Origin of the sequence: Citrobacter sp. Colony219 (assembly GCF_019382635.1) — a bacterium.
Classification (GTDB): Bacteria; Pseudomonadota; Gammaproteobacteria; order Enterobacterales; family Enterobacteriaceae; genus Citrobacter; species Citrobacter youngae.
The window spans coordinates 2,360,454-2,382,534 of record NZ_CP080033.1; the positions used below are offsets into that span (position 1 = coordinate 2,360,454).

Sequence of the window (22,081 nt, forward strand, 5' to 3'; positions counted from 1 at the left end):
TCTCTTCCTTCCAGATTGCTACCCCGGCGAACCGGGGAAAAGTGATTACCACTGATAACTCACGAAAATTTTGCCATTGCGACCATCCTGTGGGATGCCCTGCGGCGACCAGTACTCTTTGTCGAAGGCGTTGCCCAGCACCAGCGTGGTGGTCATGCCTTTCAGCGCTTGTTGCCCCTGATAGCTCACGTAGAAATCGTTTACCGCATAGCCAGGCTGTTTAGCGTAGCTGCTGCTGATATGCGTGGAGCGGTCCGCAAACGTGCCTATCCAGCCGACTGAGAAACCGCTGTGTGCCACGGGTATGTTCAGTTTGCTGGTGACGGTATCCGGGTTAATGCTGGAAATGTATTCGCCCGTGTCAGTATCTTTGCCGCGTGTGCGGTTATAGGCCATATCGAGACTGAACAGATCGGCGGAGTACTTCGCCATCACGTCCCAGCCCCAGATTTTGGCGTTGGGGACGTTATAGGACATGGTTGTCGCGGCAGCAAAGTCGACGCTGGTGGAAATGTAATCTTTCGCTTTGGTGTCGAAATAGCTGGCTTTAAATTCGAGCGCATCGCTCGCCATCAGCAGATCGTCAAAGCGCAGGCCAAATCCGTACTCCTGCGTTTCGTTGGTTTCCGGGCGCAGGTTAGGGTTTGGCACCCAGTAGTTAGTGTAGAAACGACCAATAGAGAAGTGTTTTGCATCGTTATACATCTCGCCCATAGTCGGGGCGCGGAAGGCCTGAGCCCAGGACCCGAACAGCATCAGCCAATCGGCTGGCGTAACGGTCATTCCTGCGCGGGACGACCATTTGTCAGCATCGACATCCGCGTAACCATCGCTGCTACCGCGATATGAGTCATAGCGTGTACCACCCAGCAATGTTACGGGCAGATCTCGCAGGGTGATTTCATCCTGCAGCCAGCCGGAGCTAAAATCAATTTTTGCCTCAGGGAAACCGGTCGTCGCACCTCCGGGGCGTTGTTCCTGGCGATAGTACTCACCACCGTAAGTTAACAGGTGAGAAGCAAAGGAGTCGGTAAACAACCGGCTGCGGTTATCAATTTTTCCGCCTTTGGTCGTTTGTTTGCGAAACTCATTAGTCGCATCCGGATTCTGGGCATTAATGCGAGCCTCGGACCAGTAAAGGCGAGCATCAGCGTTCAGCCAGTCATTGTCCACCGGGGCGAGCGTGTAGGTCAGCTGCGCATCGCGCTGGATGGTTGAACGATCGGTCATCGGGTTGCTGGTGGCATCCGACGCACTGGTTTGTGGGTTCTTAGGTTCACGGGCGTCATTGTTGTAGTAGCGCAACGAGCCTGCCAGCGTCTGGGCGCTGTCAATTTTCCAACTGCCTTTCGCCAGCATATTGTTGATCGCTTCGTCGTTTGGCGCTGTGGTTCCGTCGCTCTGGCGCAAATCCCCGCGATCGCGACTCGACCATGCAAGCAGTCCGTCCAGCGTATCGGTGCGCCCAAATGCGCTGGCACCCATACCGAGGCTGTGATCGCCGGTTGCCGCAGTACCGAACACGCGGTAACCGCTGTTTTTACCCGCTTCAAGTAAGTCTTTAGCCTCTGCTGTGTCATAGGCGATTACCCCGCCGAGCGCACCGCTGCCATACAGCAGAGCCGAAGGGCCACGCACCACTTCGATACGTTTAATGAGCGCCGGATCCAGAAATGTACTGTTCAGGTGTCCGGTATCGGTGCCCTGACGAACGCCGTCAACCAGCACCAGAACGCCGCGGCGGTCATAGCCGCGCAGATTGACGTCCTGACCGTTGGTTCGTCCTGTACCATCAAGGGTAAGTCCAGGCACTTTACGTAACAGATCGGCTGCTGAACTGGCGGTCTGGTTTTCCGGCGCGGTCGCATCAATAACGCTGACCATCATCGGCGCTTCAAAGGCATTACGGGCATTGCCGGTGGCGGTGACGGTCATATCTTCGACCGCCGCATACGCGAAAGTGGGCAGGCTACTGACAATCGCCAGCGCCAATAGCGAGGGACGCAGGGATGCAGTGTGCAGGTATGGCATAGCAACTCTCCATTAGGAAATCGAAAGCGCTGGCTGCCTGGGTATCACCTGGGTGGCTGGCGAAAGGTGTTGTTTATTTGGTCAGAATGAGTTTTCCGGCTTGGGTCTGGCGCAGCAAGTAATGCTGACCATCATGTTCTATGATCACGCGTCCTTCTTTACCCAGCAGGTTTTTACTGTCAATTCGACGCTCATTTGGCGTGACAGAAGGCGGTGTTTTTTCTTTTGCAGGCGTTGCTGTAGTGTTATCCATACGTGACATAGTGTTTAAAAATAACAATCAATGTAACAATGATAATCATTATCAATAAACTGAGAATTTGCATCAAGTCTTTTTGTGAAATAATTGTGACGGGATCAAATTTGCGGGATTGTGCTGCATTAAAAAAGCCCGGTCGCATTACGCTGACCGGGCCTGGATGGGCACGAACCGTAGGTCGGGTCAGGCGAAACCGCCGCCCGGGCATGATTTTAGAATCGACTGTCTACCGCCGCGGCGAGTTTTTCGACCAGCAGTTCCGTATCTTCCCAGTTCAGGCAGGGATCGGTGATTGACTGACCATAAACCAGTGGCTGGCCGCTGACGATTTTTTGCGTACCTTCGCGTAAGAAACTTTCCGCCATGATCCCGGCTATTGCCGTCGAACCATTGCGAATCTGCTGACAGACGTCATCGCACACTTCTAACTGACGGCGATGCTGCTTCTGGCAATTGCCATGGCTGAAATCCACCACCAGATGCTCCGGCAGAGAGAATTCATGCAGCGTATCGCACGCAGCGGCAATATCTTCGGCAGAGTAGTTCGGCTTTTTACCACCGCGCATGATGATATGACCGTAGGGATTGCCGCTGGTCTGATAGATAGTCATCTGCCCGGTTTTATCCGGTGAGAGGAACATGTGGCTGGCGCGTGACGCGCGAATAGCATCGACGGCGATACGCGTGTTGCCATCTGTTCCGTTTTTGAACCCGACAGGGCAGGAGAGCGCGGAAGCCATTTCACGGTGAATTTGGCTCTCTGTGGTGCGTGCGCCAATTGCGCCCCAGCTGATCAGATCAGCAATAAACTGACCTGTCACCATATCGAGGAATTCAGTGGCCGTCGGTACACCCAGTTCGTTGACCTGTAACAGCAGTTTACGTGCCAGCTCAATACCATGATTTACACGATAGCTGCCATTCAAGTCCGGGTCGGAAATGAGGCCTTTCCAGCCCACGACGGTACGCGGTTTTTCAAAATAGGTACGCATCACGATTTCCAGACGCGCCTGGTGTTTAGTGCGCAGTGCCTGCAAACGCGTGGCGTATTCCATGGCGGCATCGAGATCGTGAATCGAGCATGGTCCAACGATGACCAGCAAGCGAGGATCTTCACCATTCAAGATTTTTTCTATCCGGCGTCGGGAATCCGTAACATGGCGGGCGACGGAGGACGAAACAGGATGCCGTTGCGCAAGCTCTGCTGGAGTGACCAGGTTGTCAATACGCGCAGTACGGAGTTCATCGGTTCTGTTCATTACTTATCTCAGAAATTTGTTGCTTCAACGGCAGGACTACCGGGAAGTGATGTACATCACAATATCACACTCATCCTGCCTGGTGGCGAGCATAATAACAAAAAATCGAACCAATGCACTAGTATTCTAGTACATGCGGCGATTCAGCCCCATAATGTCGAGGATCTTGGTGGCAATCTCTTCTACCGAGTAATTGGTACTGTTCAGCCATGGGATCTGGTTTTTTCGGTACAGCGCTTCTACCTCAGCAACTTCCATTCGGCACTGGCGCAGCGAAGCGTACCGGCTGTTCTCCCGGCGCTCTTCGCGGATCGCCGCCAGGCGCTCAGGGTCGATGGTCAGGCCGAATAATTTATGCTGCAACGGCTTCAGAGAGGCGGGCAGCACCAGATTATCCATATCATCGGCAATAAAGGGGTAGTTGGCCGCACGGATACCAAACTGCATAGCCAGATACAAACTGGTCGGGGTTTTGCCGCAACGAGAAACGCCAAGCAGGATCACCTGCGCCTGATCGAGGTTGCGCAACGAAATACCGTCGTCGTGCGCGAGGGTATAATCAATGGCGGCAATACGCGCATCGTACTTGTTGAGGTTGCCGGGATTCAGGCCGTGCGTGCGATGTGCGATCGGCGTGGGGTCGAGTTTCATCTCATGTTGCAGCGGCGCGACCAGTGCCTGGACGATGTCCTGGCAAAAACCTTCACTTTGTAAAATGATCGAGCGAATTTCCGGCAACACGATGGAGTAGAACACCAGAGGACGCACACCCGTTTGTTGATAAATGGCGTCAATCTGGTCTTTAACCGCCCGCGCGCGACTCTCATTTTCAACAAACGGCAGCGTAATGCTGCTGATCGTGACCGGAAATTGCGACATTACCGCGTGACCCAATACCTCTGCGGTGATGGCTGTGCCATCAGAAATATAAAATACATGACGATCAACAGCATTATCCATTTTGCTCATCCTGGGGGCAGACATAATTCTCTGAAAGCATAAATTAAAATTCGTCAGAAGCGAATATTGCTGCATCAGTTTTATAAAGTGAAACAGTATTTTTATATTTAATGAAAAGTACATTTCATTTTTCGGAACAAATGTTTATACCGACTGATTTTGTGGTGATCCCGTGCCGTTCGCGGGTTTGCGCAAATGCGGAAAGAATCTGAAAAAATAAAAAATAAAGTTGCTTGAACGATTCACCGTTTTTTTCGCTGAGGTAAATATGCCAAGATAATTACGCAAAATTGAGTTTCCTAACCTCGTTCATATATAAGGATTGTTCGATGTCCAACAATGGCTCGTCACCGCTGGTGCTTTGGTATAACCAACTCGGCATGAATGATGTAGACAGAGTTGGGGGCAAAAATGCCTCCCTGGGTGAAATGATTACTAACCTTTCAGGTATGGGCGTTTCCGTACCGAATGGTTTTGCAACGACCGCCGATGCGTTTAACCAGTTTCTGGACCAAAGCGGCGTAAACCAGCGCATTTATGAGCTGCTGGATAAAACGGATATTGACGATGTCACCGAGCTTGCAAAAGCGGGTGCACAGATCCGCCAGTGGATTATCGACACTCCTTTCCAGCCTGAACTGGAAAATGCCGTCCGCGATGCCTACGCGCAGCTGTCAGCGGACGATGCCAATGCTTCTTTTGCCGTGCGTTCCTCCGCTACAGCAGAAGATATGCCAGATGCGTCATTCGCGGGCCAGCAGGAAACGTTCCTCAACGTCCAGGGATTTGATGCCGTACTGGTTGCTATCAAACACGTGTTTGCCTCGCTGTTTAACGATCGCGCAATCTCCTATCGTGTTCATCAGGGCTATGATCACCGCGGCGTCGCGCTCTCTGCGGGCGTTCAGCGGATGGTGCGTTCTGATCTCGCGTCTTCCGGTGTCATGTTCTCCATCGATACCGAATCCGGTTTCGATCAGGTGGTGTTTATCACGTCTGCATGGGGCCTGGGCGAGATGGTGGTGCAGGGCGCTGTGAACCCGGATGAGTTCTACGTGCATAAACCGACGCTGGCGGCTAATCGTCCGTCCATCGTGCGTCGTACTATGGGCTCTAAGAAAATCCGCATGATTTATGCGCCGACTCAGGAGCATGGCAAGCAGGTTACCATTGAAGACGTTCCGCAGGCGCAACGCGATGTTTTCTCACTGACCAACGAGGAAGTGCAGGAACTGGCGAAGCAGGCGGTGCAAATCGAGAAGCATTACGGTCGTCCGATGGACATCGAATGGGCGAAAGACGGTCATACCGGCAAGCTGTTCATTGTACAGGCTCGTCCGGAAACCGTACGTTCTCGCGGCCAGGTGATGGAGCGTTATACGCTGCATGCGCAGGGTAAAATTATTGCTGAAGGTCGTGCCATCGGTCACCGCATTGGCGCGGGTCCGGTCAAAGTCATCCAGGACATCAGCGAAATGAACCGTATCGAGCCAGGCGATGTGCTGGTTACCGACATGACCGACCCGGACTGGGAACCGATCATGAAAAAAGCGGCGGCAATCGTCACCAACCGCGGCGGTCGTACCTGTCACGCGGCGATTATTGCCCGTGAACTGGGAATTCCGGCGGTTGTTGGCTGTGGCGATGCGACCGAACGCATGAAAGACGGTGAGAAGGTCACTGTCTCCTGTGCGGAAGGCGACACTGGCTACGTGTATGCCGACATGCTGGACTTCAGCGTGAAGAGCTCCAGCGTGGAAACCATGCCGGATCTGCCGTTGAAGGTGATGATGAACGTCGGTAACCCGGACCGTGCTTTTGACTTCGCTTGTCTGCCAAACGAAGGTGTCGGCCTGGCGCGTCTCGAATTTATTATCAACCGTATGATTGGCGTGCACCCGCGCGCTCTGCTGGAGTTCGATGACCAGACGCCTGAGCTGCAAAACGAAATCCGCGCCTTGATGAAAGGTTTCGATTCCCCACGTGAATTCTACGTGGGTCGTTTGACGGAAGGGATCGCGACGCTGGGTGCGGCGTTTTATCCAAAACGCGTCATCGTGCGTATGTCTGACTTTAAGTCCAACGAATATGCCAACCTCGTCGGCGGTGAGCGTTATGAACCGCATGAAGAGAACCCAATGCTGGGCTTCCGTGGCGCGGGCCGTTACGTTGCTGATAGCTTCCGCGACTGCTTTGCGCTGGAATGCGACGCAGTAAAACGTGTCCGTAACGACATGGGTCTGACTAACGTTGAAGTGATGGTACCGTTTGTACGTACCGTTGCCCAGGCGAAAGCGGTGGTGGAAGAGCTGGCACGCCAGGGGCTGAAACGCGGTGAGAACGGGCTGAAGGTAATCATGATGTGTGAGATCCCATCCAACGCCTTGCTGGCTGAACAGTTCCTCGAATACTTCGATGGCTTCTCTATCGGGTCTAACGACATGACACAACTGGCGCTGGGTCTGGACCGTGACTCTGGCGTGGTTTCTGAACTGTTTGATGAGCGTAACGATGCGGTGAAAGCACTGTTGTCGATGGCGATTCGTGCCGCTAAGAAACAGGGTAAATACGTGGGTATTTGTGGCCAGGGCCCATCTGATCACGAAGACTTCGCGGCCTGGTTGATGGAAGAAGGGATCGACAGCCTGTCGCTCAACCCGGACACCGTTGTGCAGACCTGGCTGAGTCTGGCTGAACTGAACAAGTAACATCATGCCGGATGGCGGCGTAAACGCCTACCGGCCTACGATTGGCATTCAACGTAGGCCGGATAAGATGCGCTAGCGTCGCCATCCGGCACTTTATCCTGCAACACTCTCCACGCTCAAACGCTGAATAATATCCTGACGCAGTTGGTATTTTTGTACTTTACCGGACGCTGTGCGCGGTAATTTCTCCACGATCACAATGTGCTCAGGGTATTTGTACTTTGCCACCCGCTTGCGACTAAAAAAGGTTACCACTGACTCCAGCGACAGCGAATGGTGCGGAGGTTTTAGCACCACATACGCACACGATCTTTCGCCTAAACGATCGTCCGGCATTGCCACAACGCAGGCATCATGGATACGCGGATGCTGCAACAGAATATCCTCGACCTCACGGCTACTGATATTTTCTCCACCGCGCACAATAATATCTTTCTTACGCCCGGTGATTTTGATGTATCCGGCATCGTCCATTCGGCATAAATCGCCGCTGTAATACCAGCCGTCTTGATCCAGCGCACGGGCGGTGAGTTCAGGTTCATCAAGGTAGCCCATAAACACATTGGGCCCGCGGGAGGCCTCTTCTCCTTCCATACCCGCAGGCAACGTGTTACGTGCCTCATCGACGACTTTAATTTCCACGCCGGCTGCGGCATATCCGTCGGTGTTCATCATGCGGGAAAGCGAATCATCCAGATTGACCACCGCGTGCGGCGAGCTTTCTGTTGAGCCATAAATGCTTAATAATTTTATACCGAGCTGCTGGCAGTCACGGGCAATCTTCCGTGGAATGGTTGTGCCCCCACATAAGAAAAAGCGTAACGACGAGAGATCGTAGGGATGTTTTTCCACGCTACACAGCATGTCATAGACGAACGGTGTGGCGCCGAGTACGCAGGTACAGCGCTGCTGTACCAGTAATTCGAGACAGGCTGCTGGAGTAAAAATATCCAGCAGTACGCTGCGTGCGCCAATTAAAAACGGTGCGGTCACGCCATGTAAAAAACCGGTAGCATGGCCAAGTGGCGCGGGCATTAAAAATACATCCAGCCAGGTAAGATTAAGACGGGCACAATAGATGCGTTCACTGGCCAGGATGTTGTTGTGGGTCAGCATTACCCCTTTGGGCATCCCCTCTGTTCCGGAGGTAAACAGCACCGCAGCCAGCTCATCGGCATGCACACTAATTGGCTGGGTTAATGGTGGTGATAAAAGAAGCTGGCTGAGTGCCAGTGAGTCTGTCGCGGGTGCCAGCTTATCGACGGCAACAATCTGTTGCAGATGCGGCAGCTGGTTTTGCAAGGGCAGGATCAGATCTACCGGCCGGGTTTGTTTAAACAGCGTAGGTGCGAAAAAAATCTTTGCCTTGCATTTGTTCAGTACCCATACCAGCTCGGCTTCGCGCCAGGCAGGAAGTAGTGGTACGGAAACCGCTCCGGTTTTCAGACAGGCCAGATAGATAAGGGTAAATTCACACCAGCCGGGCAGTTGAAAGGCGACGCGGTCACCTGGCTGGATTCCGCAGGCTAACAACCAGGTCGCCAGACGGCTGGCCGCGCTGTCGAGCGCGGCGTAGGTGTATGAATCGCCGTGATTATCGACCACAGCGATTTTGTCCGGCATCGCCTGGGCTGTTTGGCTCCAGTAATCACCCAGCGATGCATCCCCCCAAAACCCTTGTTGTCGATAAGCTTCCCGACGTTCGGCATTAAACGTTAATGTGACACTCATGAGTTATTCCCTGGATAATTTCGGTACACGTCCTGCCGAATAACAGATGTGCTGTATCCGGCGTGCAACAGGCGATACGTGTTAGCCGTAACGGAAATCCACACCAAATGTCCCAACCGGGTATTCCCATTGTTCGAGGATAGTAGAGCCGCACAGAACCCGGCAGGTACCACATTCCAGGCAGCCTGCGGAATCAAAATGAATATTTCCACTTTCGTCCTGCTTATACAGTCCAGCAGGACAGGCTTTCAGCAGTTTGCGAAATTCTTTCATGTCAGGATGTTCGGTAAGGATGATGTGCGGATGCCCCTCATCGACATTGAATTTATTAACGCCCAGTTTGACGTCAACATTTACGGTGTTGTCCTGACTCATAGTGCGGTTGCTCCCTTGATGCCGTCTTTCAGTAGGTTCATCAGCCCAATCTGCTTCGCGTGGGATAAAATGGTCTTGCGAATTGGCTGGTTTGGGCTGCCATCAATGGTGAACATATCGCTCATGATATCGGCCACCATGCGCGGGTATTGGGTAAACAAACGGGGGTTTTCCATTAGCGCGGGGATCTTACGGAAATGCTGTAAATCACGCATCACACAACCCTGTGCAAGGGCGCGTTTGTAGTCCATCAGGCTGTTGGCGGAGAAATCCTGACGTTCTTTCGCTGCAATGGCGGTTTTGGCCGCAGCCTCTGCTGAAGCAATCGCCAAATCCATGCCACGCACGGTGTAACCCAGGTTCAGACAAAAACCGGCGGCGTCGCCGACTATCATCACACCGTCATCAACCAGCTTCGGTACCATCGCCAGGCCGCCTTCCGGCACCATGTGTGCGGAATACTCCAGCAATTCACCGCTGGCGATCAGTGGGCGAATAGTGGGGTGCTGTTTAAAATCTTCCAACATTTGCGGAATGCTTTTTGTCGCATGCCCGATATTGCCCAGACCACATACCAGTCCCAGAGAGACGGAGTCTTTGTTGGTATACAGGAAACCTCCGCCCATCAGGCCATTAGATGGCGAACCGGCAAACAACCAGGCGGCACCTTCATTTCCTGACAGATTAAAACGATCTGCAATGACTGCTGGCGGCAGGCCGATCAGTTCTTTTACGCCAACGGCATAATGATGTGCCGAAGAAGGTGGTACCATTCCCAGTGAACGTCCCAGCATGGAATTGACGCCATCAGCAAGGATAACGATATTGGCTTCCAGGATATCGTCACCCGCCTGCACGCCAGTGACTTTGTTGCCTTCCCGGATCAGGGAATCGACGCGAACGCCCGGAATAAACTGAGCCCCGGCCTGTTCGGCTTTTTCCATCAACCAGGGATCGAGCCTGTTGCGCAATACGGTATATGAGTCCTGCGCTGGGGTATTGTCTTTTTCACGGTGGAAATCGAGAGTGACAGCACTTTCTTCCGTCAGGAAAGAGATTTTTTCGCGGGTCACTTTCCGTTCGACAGGGGCTTCCTCTGCAAAGCCGGGCATAATGTGCTCCAGGCTATGCGTGTAGAGTCGTCCTCCGGTCATGTTTTTGCTGCCGGCACTGTTTCCGCGCTCAATAACCAGCACGTCCAGCCCGGCCTGGGCCATCACGTAACCTGCTACCGCACCCGCCACGCCAGCACCGACCACAATGGCATCAAATTTTTCATCTGACATGTTCTTTGCTCCTTTCCCGCTGCGAATGCAGCGGGATATGTGCGTTAAATGTGGCCGTTAGCGACTGAGCTGTTCGATAAGGGCCGGGACGACTTTGTAAATGTCACCAACCAGACCGTAATCGGCGTAGTTGAAGATCGGGGCTTTTTTATCTTTATTGATGGCGACTATGATCTTCGCGCCGTTCCCGCCGACCATATGTTGAATTTGCCCTGAAATGCCCAACGTCAGGTACAGATCTGATTTCAACAGCACGCCGGAAACGCCAATATAGCGCTCGCGCTCCATCCAGTTTTCACCTTCGGCAATAGGGCGTGAACAACCCACTTCGGCACCCAGAACGGCGGCAAGATTGCGTACCATCTGCAGGTCGCTCTCGGCCACCAGGCCACGACCGACGCCAACCACGCGTTTGGCTTTGCTGAGATCGACACTGCTGAGAGATTTGGCGCGACGTTCCTGGCAAACAATCTCATGAAGTGGCGTGATATAAGGTGCTGAGATGACAGGGCAAGTGTGCGCAGGATTGGTTTCTGCTGGTTCAAACATACCAGGGGCAAGCGTGATAATCGCCAGCGCGCTATTCAGTTTTTCTTTACCGAATGCCAGACCGCCATACATACGGTGTTCTGCAAACAGCGCACCTGCATCGAGAGTGACCGATGTGGCGTCGTTTACCATCGCCGCATTGAGTTGCATGCTTAACCGCGCGCCCAGTGATTTTGTGCGTTTAGACGCAGGCATCAGCAACAGGCCGGTGTGCGTTTGCAGTAAGGCTGAGACAGTCTCGGCGTAGTTTTCAACACGCTGCAGTTCACTGGCGTGTTCGAGCACGATGATGTCATCGGCACCCAGCGCTTTCACCTGATCGGCCTGTTCGTTGCCCTGCACAATAAGGTGTACCTGCTCGCCCCACTGGCGGGCGGCGGTCATTAATTCCGCATAGCGTTCTACGTTATCGCTAAACACCCATACGTTGGCTAATTTACTCATGATGATTGTTCTCCGTTGGGCTTAGTTCAGGGCTTTTTTCAGATGTTCGGCCAGTTCGGCAATGGCTTCTGCTGAGTCATTTTTCAGAATGATGTGCTTACGTTCTGTCTGCGGTGGAACGCTAAGGCTGACTAATTCCGCCAGCGGTGACGCTGGCGTCCAGCCAATATCGCTGGCCTGCCAGGGGGTGACGGGTTTTTTGCCGGCACCAAGAATAGCTTTCATTGCCGGAATCCGCGGTGTATTGATATCCGAGGTCACGCAAATTACTGCCGGGAGCGGCAGGTCAATGACTTCGACTTCATCTTCAAGGGTTCGCTCAACCAGAATGCGGTCGCCGTTACGTTGGATGTTGCTTACCGCGTTAACCACAGGAAGCTGCAGGAGCTCACCTACCAGTAAACCGACCTGTTGTGCGTAGACATCGCCGGACCCTTCCCCGAACAGCATCAGATCGAATTTAATGTTTTTAGCCGCACAAGCCAGCGCCTGGGCGGTATCGCGCGGCAGCGCATGCTCCAGCTGAGGGTCCTGCACCATAAACAGGTTATCCGGACCGCGGGACAGCACGTCTTTACGTACTTTAGAGTTTTGCAACAAGGAGCCGCCCACGGTTAAGGCGACAATCTCATCGCCTTCGGCGGTAAGTTGTGTGGCGGCTTCAATCGCATTCAGATCAAATTGACTGATTTTGGCATCGGCCCGATCAAAGTTAAGCGAGCGCTCTGGGGTAATAACAATGTCCTGTTCTTCAGGCACCAACTTAAAGCAGGTTATTATTTTCATGGCATCTCCAGTGAGTTACGTTCGGATGATGACGAAGTGCGTCATTATCGGCAGTAGGGAAAATTTGACTGAAAATAGTGTGCGGCAGAGTGGGGCCTGTTTTCGACGGGGCAATCTGTTTTCATTCCCAACAATCTTGCAGAAAAATGTGCAACGGCGATGCGGAGTTTCTAAGCGAGGAGTAAAAGTTGTGTACGCAAGGTTACACCGTGAAAACAGTAAACGAGGGTGTAATTGAGAAATGCATCCTATTTTTAAGCGATATCTGTCCGCATTTGTTTCTGATATGTAAATCGTTAATGTTGAATTAATAACATTTATTCTTTTCAATTAGTATAAAACGTAAATAACGCACGCTAACAGTGTTCCTGGACAAGAGGTGTCATCTTGCAGACGGCGCAAATAATTTTGTTTCGCTTGGATAGAATATCGTTGTATAACGTGGTTAATCGTTATCATTTAACACTATTAATTTTCCGCACATTTACCATCTAAAGGTGGAGGCTGTCATGTATCAACGATGTTTTGATAATGCCATGGAAACCCTTTTTGAGCAGGGGAAGACCCCCAGATTTTCGCGATTCGTCATCAGTGATGATCCTAACTGGGAGTCGGGCCACCATGTGCATGACAATGAAACCGAACTTATCTATGTCAAAAAAGGTGTCGCGCGCTTAATTATTGATTCTTCGCTGTATGTCGCTCACGCCGGGGATATTGTGGTGATAGAACAAGGACGGTTACATGCTGTCGCCTCGGATAGCAACGCACCTGCCACGACCTACACCTGTGCACTGTACGGTTTTCGCTTCAATGGTTGGCAGGATAACCAGCTGTTGCAGTTACACTCGTGTCCGGTCATCAGCGTCGGCCAGGGAAAGGAGGTTATTAAGAGTATTTTTAATGAACTGAGTATTATGATACCGCAGTGTAAAAATAATCTGTCATCCTCTGCTTATGATGCCTTTGCCTACGCATTAACCGTCTTGTATTACGAAAACTTTAAAAATGCTTATCGTTCGGAGCAGGGGTATATTAAAAAAGACGTGTTAATTAAAGATGTTCTGGTGTATTTGAATAACAACTTTCGCGAAAAAATCACACTCGATCAGTTATCGAAAAAATTTCGCGCCAGTGTGAGTTATATTTGTCACGAATTCACTAAAGAGTATCGTATTTCGCCGATTAATTATGTTATTCAGCGACGGATGACGGAGGCAAAATTTTCGCTGACGAACACGGAAGCGTCGTTAGCGGAAATCTCGTGGCGGGTGGGGTATGAAAATGTTGATCACTTTGCCAAACTCTTCCAGCGACACGTAGGCTGTACTCCCAGCGATTATCGTAAGCAGTTTAAAAATAATCTGACTGAGCAGGAATGCCTGCAGCCGGAAATCTGATTTTCTGGCGTAAGTCCGGATAGCGTTTATCCGCTATCCGGATGATAGTACGGCTTACTTGTTTTGATAATCTTTCAGGATCTGACGTCCGGCGACGTAGATCATGATTTCATCGGTGCCACCGCCAATGCGTTCGCAGCGTACATCACGCCAGAACCGGGATACCCGGGCTTCATCGGTATAACCCAGACCACCCATTATCTGAATCGCGTCGTCGATAACTTCCATTGCTGTGCGCGCGCAGTACAGTTTTGCCAGCGCCGCGCTGGTACGCAGTGATTGTTCCTGATCGGCCTGCCAGGCGACTTTCAATACCATATTGCGCATGTTTTCGATTTTAACCGCCATCAGCGCCAGTTTTTCCTGGATCATCTGGTTGTGGCCAATCGGTTTACCAAAGGCGATACGCTGGTTGGCGTAACGTGCGGCATCCTCGAAAGCGCATTCGGCAAAGCCGGTGCTGCGTGCTGCGTTGATCAGTCTCTCCATTTCGAAGTTGTACATCACGTTGAGGAAGCCCATACCCTCTTCGCCGACCATATCACTTTCGTCAACTTCAACGTCATCAAGATAGACTTCGCAGGTACTTAACATGTGCCAGCCGATTTTGTGCAGCGGATTAACTTTGATGCCGGGTTTCTTCGCATCCACCCACCACAGGGTAAAGGCTTTCTTCGGATCTTTCGGCTCAGGATCGCGAGCCAGAACCAGCATATACGGGTACTCTTTGGCACCGGTAATAAAGGTTTTTTGCCCGTTAAGGTACACCTTGCCGTTTTTGCGGGTGTAGCTGGTGGTGGCGCTGTTGTTATCTGAGCCAGCTCCCGGTTCGGTTAACGCCAGCGCATAGGCCGGATCGCCCGTTTCCATGGTGCTTTCAGCGGTTTTACGTAGCTGCTCCGCGGAGCCAAAACGGCGCATACTGTGGATACACTGGCCGTTAGTGATCAGAAAGGCAGGCGCACCACATTTTGAGACTTCCATCAGCGCCAGCATTTGCGTGACGTAATCTGCCGGAATGCCTCCGAACTCTTCCGGCACGCCCAGCATCGAAATACCGTTATCCGCAAGCGCGCGCATAAATTCTTTAGGGTAGGTGGAGGTCTGATCGCAGGTGCGGAAATATTCTTCCGGGAAATTACTGGTGATCAGTTCCCGAATGCTGGCAAGCAGCAGCTCTTGTTCTTCAGTTAATGAAAAGTCCATCAGGGTACTCCTTTTAATTGGCGGCGTCGGGCAAAACAAAACCCATCGTGGCATCGATAAATAATCTTTCGTCCATCAGTTTCAGGTCTGGAGAAATAACGGGGGTGAATTCCATTTTGTCCAGAATGTCTTCTTGTAAAGAAACACCTGGGGCAATTTCCACTAAATGGAGGCCATCTTCTTTTAACGTAAATACGGCGCGTTCGGTGATGTAACGCACATCCAGTCCACGTTCGAGGGCAATTTTTCCACTGAAGGTGATTTCAGGTAATTCGCTAACGAATTTCTTCACCCGACCTTCCTGCACGATATTCAATTTGCCGTCGGCAACATCTGTTTTCAGACTTCCGGCTGTCAGGGTGCCGCAGAAAATAATTTTCTTCGAGGTGGCGCTGATATCAATAAAACCGCCAGTGCCCATGATCTTGCCATTGAATTTATGCACACCGACGTTGCCGTGCTGATCGACTTCGGCGAAGCTTAAATAGCACACATCCAGACCGCCACCGTGGTAGAAGTCAAACTGGGAGGTCATATCCAGAATAGCGCGGGTATTGACGTTGGCCCCAAAAGCGATGCCCTGCGAGGTAATACCGCCGATTGGCCCGGTTTCAACCGTCAGTATGAAGTCATCGGCGCAGCCTTCTTCACGCGCAACGAGACCAATACCATCGGCAATTCCTACGCCAACGTTACCCACTGCACCTTTGCGCATTTCGAACAGCGCACGTCTGGCCACCAGTTTACGTTGGTTAAGCGGCAGGGCAGTTTGCAGGCTGTCATCAAGGATGAAATCGCCTGAAATAAAACGGTTAACCGGCGCTCCGCCATACAACTGAGTCTGTTCTGGATCGATAACGACGATATCCACCAGATAGCCAGGGATCCGCACGGCTTTAGGGTGCAGTGTGGCTTTCTTCACCATTTTTTGTACCTGCATCATGACGATGCCGCCGTTGTTATGCACGGCCTGCGCGATGACCAGCGCATCGAGATACATCACTTCATCTTCAAAGGTGGCGTAGCCTTCGCTATCACAGGTTGTGGCGCGAATAAAGGCGATATTCGGCGCAATGGCTTTGTAGTAGAGATACTCTTTGTTATCAATTTCTACCAGTTTGATCAGATCTTCGGTGGTCACTTCATTGAGTTTGCCACCTTGTTGGCGGGGATCGACAAACGTGCCAATGCCGATATCACTCAAAATACCTGGCTGATGGGCCGCAGAGGCACGCAGGGTTTGAGTTAATACGCCTTGTGGATAGTTGTAGGCGGCTATTTTATTTTGTTCCGCGAGGTCGGATATCCGTGGGGATTGTCCCCAGTGGCCGCACAACGCCCATTTAACTAAACCTTCCTGTGCCAGTGGACTAATACCCCGGTCTGCACGGTCGCCCAGTCCTGTCGGGCTAATTAGCGACAAATTACGTGGGGATTGGCTATTTTTATATTTCTCGGCTAGTGCATTAATTAATGTTGTGGCTTCAAGTATCCCACCGCCAGCGCCTAATACGCAGAGTGTGGCTTCATCCGGAATATAATCAATTGCGTCAGCTGCAGATAATACCGGTACCCGACCATTTAAGCGTGTTGGTCTTGAAAGTTTCATATAAACTCCAGGTTATATTCGTGCGAATGCCTATCGCTATATTCGATAATAGTATTTTGCGTTATTTGAAAATATTTAATCGTCTGCCAGATATTCGTGGTAAAACGAATATCTGGGGCAGGGCGTTATTTATTGCAATTTAAAAATATTGGGCTATTAAGCCTGGTGTAATATTGTCAGAACGGTACGTAGATCGGTTACGGAGATTTGTCCTGGGGCCGAGGCTTTTTTCACCGCACCAAACGTCGCCGCTGAGCCGAAAACTTCGCCGGACAGTCGTGAGATCACACCGGTTTTCGCCATTGACATGGTAATAATTGGGCGGTCGGCGTAGCGTTCCTGCATTTCCAGCGTTGCGCTAAGCAATGTCAGCACATCCGCTTTGCTTTGCGGCATCAACGCGATTTTTGGAATATCTGCACCAAGTTCCTGCATTTTACGCAGTCGCTGGACAATATCATCGGCTGCTGGTGTCTTGTGAAAATCATGATTCGACATAATAACGAAGACATTTTTTGCGTGCGCATGCTCGACGGTCGCTTTAACCAGTTCATCACCGGTGAAAAGCTCCAGGTCGATCATATCTACCAGACCGCTGTCCACTGCTGCGCGGTTTAATGCAATATAGTTTTCGACGGACAGAGCCTGTTCACCCCCTTCTTTGGCACTACGGAAGGTGAACAGCAACGGTTTATCCGCCATCACATCACGGATCGCACGTGCGGCTTCCAGTACTGCGTCAATGGAAGCGACATCTGCGAAATGGTCAACACGCCATTCCAGGATGTCGAAATCCGCTTCGCGATAGGCCAGTGCTTCGCTTTTTACCGTTGAGATGTCTTTACCCATCAGTGAGACAATGATCTTCGGCGCACCCTCGCCAATCACGAGGTTTCTTACGGTTACGGTTTTCATTGATTACCCTTTAACTATTCACAAATACTGCCCATCAGGCTGCAAAACCCATAACCTGTTTGACATACTCCAGCGGGAAATCTTTCCCGGTCCAGAGCTTGAACTGCTCAGCCCCTTGCCACAACAACATGCCGTAACCATCAATCGTTTTGCAACCGGCATGTTGTGCCTGTTGCAACAACCTGGTCATATGCGGGTTATACACGCATTCGGTCACCAGCAGTTCCGGGCGAAGCAGGGAAACGTCGGTCACAATAGATTCGTTATCCAGCGGTTTCATGCCGACTTTCGTGCCGTTGGTCAAAATATCCGCGCTGGCGAGTGCCTCGGCAAATGCCTGTCGATCGGCAAGGTCGATCACGGTGACAACGCAGTCGGTGTTTTCATTAACACGTTTAGCGAATGCCTGCGCCTTTTCAAAGAACTCATCTTTACGGTTAAAGATCTTAATTTCTTTGATGCCTTCAATGGCTGCCTGAGCGCCAATGGCTGTAGACGCGCCGCCCGCGCCCAACAGTACCATGGTTTTACCTTTAATATCGAAGCCGCTTTCTTTAATCGCGCGAATATGGCCGGTGCCGTCGGTGTTGTAACCACGCAGGTAGCCATCATCATTAACGATGGTGTTGATTGCGCCAACCAGTTTGGCGGCAGGTGTTAATTCATCAACATATTCACAGGCCAACTGTTTATTGGGCATAGATACCCCGGTGCCGCGCATTTTTAACGCTTTTAAACCAGCAATTGCATTAGCAAACGTTGAGTTATCGACTTCAAATGCCATGTAGGTAAAAGGCAGACCCGCTTTTTCTAATGCTTTATTTTGCATTTCAGGGGACAGACTGTGTCTGATAGGGTAGGCCATCAGACCAATCAGTTCATATTTTGCAGTTACGTCCATTTGATACTCCTTCTAAACAATTTATTGAAAATAACGTTCGCCCAACCGCACATCATTTTGGGGGATATCAAATACGCGGTAATAGCGAATAAAGACGATGATGGCGGTGATGAATGCCAGCAGAGCAAATGCAAGGTCCAGCAAAATGATGTATTGCAGGCCGATGTTAGAAAGGTATCCGGTGATCAGTGGGATAATAAAGTTGGCTACACCACCCATCATCATATAAACACTGGTGACTTTGGCTTTGCTCTTCGGGAAAAACTCTGACATCACCGAGACACCGAGCTGTAAAATACCGCCAGCAGCAGAAAAGCCAATCAGAAACGAACCTGCGTTACAAACCAGCGGAGAGGGATACAAATAAATGACCGCAGCGGTAATGCTTGCCAGACCAGCGTTAAAAACGTTAGCCCAAATGGGGCGAACCATTTTCTTCAGGAGGGCAGCAAAGATGAATACGCAGACCAGCGATCCCATGCTGTAGTAAGAGATGGTTTTTAGTGCGTCAGTTTCCGCCATGCCAGCAAATGCCATGGCATATTTCGGCATCCAGACCACGATGACATAAAAGGTTGAGAATGCGGCAACCCCAAACAGCACGGAAGCGACACCTTCCAGCCAGACCAGGGGTTTACTGTTCATCTGTGGCAGATCTTTGGCGAGACCCGCGTCCACCATCTGGCTGGGAAAGCGACTTTTTAACAGCATCAGGGTGATGACCACGAACAGTACACCCGGGATGATGACCGCATAGCCGTACCAGACATGGTTGAGCAGCATGGTGCTGACGACGATGGGGTAAATCATCTGGCCAAACGACACCATGGCTTTAACCAGAATAACCGCCGAGCCGGATGCTTTGGGGAAACATTCCATTAACGCCGGATAACCGCCGGTATCCAGCGCTGAATTCGCTACGCCAACGCATACAGCCAGAATAAAGGCAATCATCAGATTGGGGCTGGCGGGAATACCGAAGAAGAACAGCATATATAGAATAACGCCTAACAGAATGATAGCCCGACGACCGAACTTATCTGAGAGAACGCCAAAGAATAAAATACTGACCAGTCGACCAAGACCAATGCCGGAAATTAGATAGGCAATCCCTGCATTATCGGTTGAAAACTTTTCAGCCAGGGAGGTCATGTTTTGCGCCAGTGTGATGACGCTAATACCGTGTAAAAAATAACTTAAATAAATACAGGTTATCGCCAGAAGAAATGGCGTGTTAAAGGTCTTTTTCTGAGACATTTTTTCACAACTCCTTGCGGATTTTAAAATTATTCTGTGCTCGTCGGTGTAGTTTAAATTTCGGCGACCTTGTGATTAATATACCGGGCAGTAGTTATTGTACCTACATAGCATGGCGTTTAAGTTACCAGGTATATTGCATATCAAACTGTGAAACCTAATTCGTCAGGCCGACGTTTTGCCGTTATTTTAAAAATACGTCCAATTATTTTGCAGAAGAGGGGAACAATATTGCACCCGCGTTATTGTGCGAGTGGTGCCATGTTTAACTGACGCTTTGCTGCAAGCCGGCTGCGATAACCAATAAACAGTGCCAACAGGAAACCGAACGCAGCGATACCCGCATCAAACCACATGATGTGCGCAATACTGGTTTCGGAGAGCCTGGCGGTAATCAGTGGGATCGTGAAGGTCGCGATACTGCCCGCGCTGTAGTAAATACCGGTAGCTTTACCTTTCGCCTGCGGGAAGCGAGCGGCCATTAGCGTTAGACCGATTTGCACGACGCCTCCGGCTGATGAGAACCCGATGACAAAGGCGAATGTAATCACGACCCAGGTCGTTGGATGCAGGCAAACTGCCAGCAGCGCGACAAAGGAGATAAAGGTGTACAGCATCAACAGAGACGTGGCACGACCCGCTTTTCTCGCCAGGGGAGCAGTAATGAATACGCACAGCAGCGAACCACAGGTGTAAATACTTAACAGCTTGATAGATAACGTATACGGCATACCGGCGACAAACTGACCATACTGTGCCAGCCACTGGCTAACCAGATAAAATGTGGCCATCGAGATATAGCCATACAGGGTGTAACTCCCCAGATCGAGAAGGGAACAACCATGCTTCGGCTGAATAGGTTCCTGTAAAGAGGATGATGGCATGATGGAATGCTTTGGCCCCGGATGTGCAGGGAAGCGACAGCGAAACAAAAATATGCCGTTAACCGCCATAATTCCCGCCGCCAGCAAGAAAGACCAGCCAAACCAGAGTTCAGCCCACACTAGCAGGCTGATAACCATCGGCAACAGAAACTGGCCGCTGGACACAAAGGCTTTAATCAGGATATTGGCGGTGCCGGGTGAACGGGGGAAGGCTTCCATCAGGCTGGGGTAGGTTCCGGCATCAAGAAAACTGTTTGCCATTCCCGCTAAAAAACCGAAGGCGTAGGCAATCACAATGCTGTGAGTATTGATGATGCCAAAAAAGAAGATGAGGTAGCAGATCATGCCAAAAATGATAAACGGTCTGCGCCCATAGCGATCGGACAGCATGCCTGCAACTAATAAGACGCTTAACCGACCGATACCAAGGGAGGAGATGACAATCGAGACCCCCGCTGCATTGGTTTGCCACTGCTGTTCAAGTGAGGACATATTGAGGGACATCAGAATGACCCCCATACCGTGTACCAGGTAATTAAGGTACAGCCCTATCGCAGTAGAGAAATAGGTGTTTTTCATAATGTGTTACTCGGCGAAGAGGCTAAATGGATGTTGTATTTTGTGTCGCGTAGGGCGTGTTAGCCCAAATAGTATGCAGACTGCGCGTGAGCGAGGGCATAATGTCAGGTGCCCGTGTTGCAACGTAGTGCTGGCGTTATGACCGCCTAACACAAACGCTCGAGGTTGTGTGCATAGAGTTCCACTGCAGCAGATTGGTAGATTTTCCAGTCGAGAAAATTGTCGTGGTGATAAACTGCCTGAAAAGAAACCAGATCGGGGAAAAAACGCATTGTGTTATTACCAATACGATTATTTATTTTTTCGATGATCGCGTTAATTCTTAACTTTCTCTTTGTTTTCATTTCTGCACAAATGCGCGCGATGTTTTCCGGGATTTCTTTTTCCCCACTTTCCCATTGTTGCCAGGCAACAATGTCGCCATCACGCGCGATATACGCGGCGCTTTCTTCCACCGTCATAGCAAAAATATGGCGGATAGCCTGCAATTCTAATGCGTTCATTATTTCATCACTTCATAAAAGACGGTGGAATAGTAATAGCATTGTTGTGGATATTTCGGCTTGAAGAGAGTCACAGTATCTTGTGCAATATTATTTGTTATTAATCTGTGAAGTTGGTGCATTTGGCGTGAGAGTGAAATAAAACAATTGGCTAGCTGATGTGATGTAGGCCGTGATGGGACGTGGAAATGCAGGATAAAAAAAAGCCCATCGTGGGAGATGGGCAAAGACTACACACAGCAATTCGTTATTTCACTCAGGGGATTTCCATGCTTATAAATCAATGTGTTGATCTAAAGCCTTGGGGTAATAGTAGGCATGCTGGTTTTTCACGTCGATCAGATTCATCTCAATAGTTTAAAAACTGTAAAGAATTTGCGACATAAATGAGTACTCCCACAGGGCTGGGGCTGGGGTTGGTTCGGGGAGTTGCGATGTA

At 50.7% G+C, this 22,081-nt stretch carries 18 protein-coding genes and 1 other RNA gene; 2 read left to right on the forward strand and 17 right to left on the reverse strand.

The window, feature by feature from the left end; translation table 11 throughout:
• Nucleotides 1-45: 45 nt before the first annotated feature.
• The 4 genes from JTI85_RS10415 to ppsR form a co-directional block, all read right to left on the reverse strand.
• Nucleotides 46-2,031: a TonB-dependent hemoglobin/transferrin/lactoferrin family receptor gene (locus JTI85_RS10415; RefSeq protein WP_200043995.1), complete on the reverse strand. Its 1,986-nt coding sequence runs from the start codon at nt 2,029-2,031 to the stop codon at nt 46-48.
• Nucleotides 2,032-2,104: 73 nt separating this feature from the next.
• Nucleotides 2,105-2,293 carry a hemin uptake protein HemP gene (hemP, locus tag JTI85_RS10420; protein ID WP_137364045.1) on the reverse strand — a complete coding sequence of 63 codons (189 nt, stop codon included), beginning with the start codon at nt 2,291-2,293 and terminating at the stop codon, nt 2,105-2,107.
• 209 nt (nt 2,294-2,502) lie between these two features.
• Nucleotides 2,503-3,549, reverse strand: a complete 1,047-nt coding sequence (aroH, locus tag JTI85_RS10425; RefSeq protein ID WP_005120291.1) for a 3-deoxy-7-phosphoheptulonate synthase AroH — start codon at nt 3,547-3,549, stop codon at nt 2,503-2,505.
• A 126-nt stretch (nt 3,550-3,675) separates the two neighbouring features.
• Nucleotides 3,676-4,509, reverse strand: a complete 834-nt coding sequence (gene ppsR / locus JTI85_RS10430; protein ID WP_003030553.1) for a posphoenolpyruvate synthetase regulatory kinase/phosphorylase PpsR — start codon at nt 4,507-4,509, stop codon at nt 3,676-3,678.
• Nucleotides 4,510-4,838: 329 nt separating this feature from the next.
• Here ppsR and ppsA point away from each other — a divergent pair, with 329 nt between their 5' ends.
• The gene (gene ppsA / locus JTI85_RS10435) at nt 4,839-7,217 is read left to right on the forward strand and encodes a phosphoenolpyruvate synthase (RefSeq protein ID WP_061067794.1); all 2,379 of its coding nucleotides are present in this window, start codon (nt 4,839-4,841) and stop codon (nt 7,215-7,217) included.
• 93 nt (nt 7,218-7,310) lie between these two features.
• Here ppsA and fadK read toward each other — a convergent pair whose 3' ends face one another.
• The 5 genes from fadK to JTI85_RS10460 form a co-directional block, all read right to left on the reverse strand.
• Nucleotides 7,311-8,948, reverse strand: coding sequence for a medium-chain fatty-acid--CoA ligase (gene fadK, locus JTI85_RS10440; RefSeq protein ID WP_219351460.1), 1,638 nt, complete (start codon nt 8,946-8,948; stop codon nt 7,311-7,313).
• An 81-nt stretch (nt 8,949-9,029) separates the two neighbouring features.
• Nucleotides 9,030-9,323 (reverse strand): ferredoxin, encoded by a 294-nt coding sequence (locus tag JTI85_RS10445; protein WP_048211858.1) that lies wholly within the window; start codon nt 9,321-9,323, stop codon nt 9,030-9,032.
• On the reverse strand, nt 9,320-10,609 hold the full coding sequence (locus JTI85_RS10450) for an FAD-dependent oxidoreductase (RefSeq protein WP_219351461.1): 1,290 nt from the start codon (nt 10,607-10,609) through the stop codon (nt 9,320-9,322). Before JTI85_RS10450 ends, JTI85_RS10445 begins: the two co-directional genes overlap by 4 nt.
• A gap of 57 nt (nt 10,610-10,666) precedes the next feature.
• On the reverse strand, nt 10,667-11,602 hold the full coding sequence (locus JTI85_RS10455) for an electron transfer flavoprotein subunit alpha (RefSeq protein ID WP_048211856.1): 936 nt from the start codon (nt 11,600-11,602) through the stop codon (nt 10,667-10,669).
• Between the two features lie 21 nt (nt 11,603-11,623).
• Complete coding sequence (locus JTI85_RS10460) at nt 11,624-12,388, reverse strand: electron transfer flavoprotein (RefSeq protein WP_219351462.1); 765 nt, start codon at nt 12,386-12,388, stop codon at nt 11,624-11,626.
• 509 nt (nt 12,389-12,897) lie between these two features.
• Here JTI85_RS10460 and JTI85_RS10465 point away from each other — a divergent pair.
• Complete coding sequence (locus JTI85_RS10465; RefSeq protein ID WP_048211854.1) at nt 12,898-13,788, forward strand: AraC family transcriptional regulator; 891 nt, start codon at nt 12,898-12,900, stop codon at nt 13,786-13,788.
• Between the two features lie 54 nt (nt 13,789-13,842).
• Here the strand turns inward: JTI85_RS10465 and JTI85_RS10470 are convergent, their stop codons facing one another.
• From JTI85_RS10470 to rprA, 8 genes are all read right to left on the reverse strand, one after another.
• Nucleotides 13,843-14,994 (reverse strand): acyl-CoA dehydrogenase, encoded by a 1,152-nt coding sequence (locus JTI85_RS10470; RefSeq protein ID WP_115643477.1) that lies wholly within the window; start codon nt 14,992-14,994, stop codon nt 13,843-13,845.
• A gap of 13 nt (nt 14,995-15,007) precedes the next feature.
• Nucleotides 15,008-16,603 (reverse strand): acyl CoA:acetate/3-ketoacid CoA transferase, encoded by a 1,596-nt coding sequence (locus JTI85_RS10475; RefSeq protein ID WP_101741697.1) that lies wholly within the window; start codon nt 16,601-16,603, stop codon nt 15,008-15,010.
• A gap of 156 nt (nt 16,604-16,759) precedes the next feature.
• Complete coding sequence (gene aroD / locus JTI85_RS10480; RefSeq protein WP_048211851.1) at nt 16,760-17,518, reverse strand: type I 3-dehydroquinate dehydratase; 759 nt, start codon at nt 17,516-17,518, stop codon at nt 16,760-16,762.
• Nucleotides 17,519-17,552: 34 nt separating this feature from the next.
• Nucleotides 17,553-18,419 (reverse strand): quinate/shikimate dehydrogenase, encoded by an 867-nt coding sequence (gene ydiB, locus JTI85_RS10485; RefSeq protein WP_048211850.1) that lies wholly within the window; start codon nt 18,417-18,419, stop codon nt 17,553-17,555.
• 21 nt (nt 18,420-18,440) lie between these two features.
• Nucleotides 18,441-19,676, reverse strand: coding sequence for an MFS transporter (locus JTI85_RS10490; protein WP_061067799.1), 1,236 nt, complete (start codon nt 19,674-19,676; stop codon nt 18,441-18,443).
• 242 nt (nt 19,677-19,918) lie between these two features.
• Nucleotides 19,919-21,139 (reverse strand): MFS transporter, encoded by a 1,221-nt coding sequence (locus tag JTI85_RS10495; RefSeq protein ID WP_048211848.1) that lies wholly within the window; start codon nt 21,137-21,139, stop codon nt 19,919-19,921.
• Nucleotides 21,140-21,285: 146 nt separating this feature from the next.
• Nucleotides 21,286-21,642, reverse strand: coding sequence for a YdiL family protein (locus JTI85_RS10500; RefSeq protein WP_219351463.1), 357 nt, complete (start codon nt 21,640-21,642; stop codon nt 21,286-21,288).
• 195 nt (nt 21,643-21,837) lie between these two features.
• An RNA gene (gene rprA / locus JTI85_RS10505) (antisense sRNA RprA) lies at nt 21,838-21,945 on the reverse strand.
• Nucleotides 21,946-22,081: the final 136 nt, after the last annotated feature.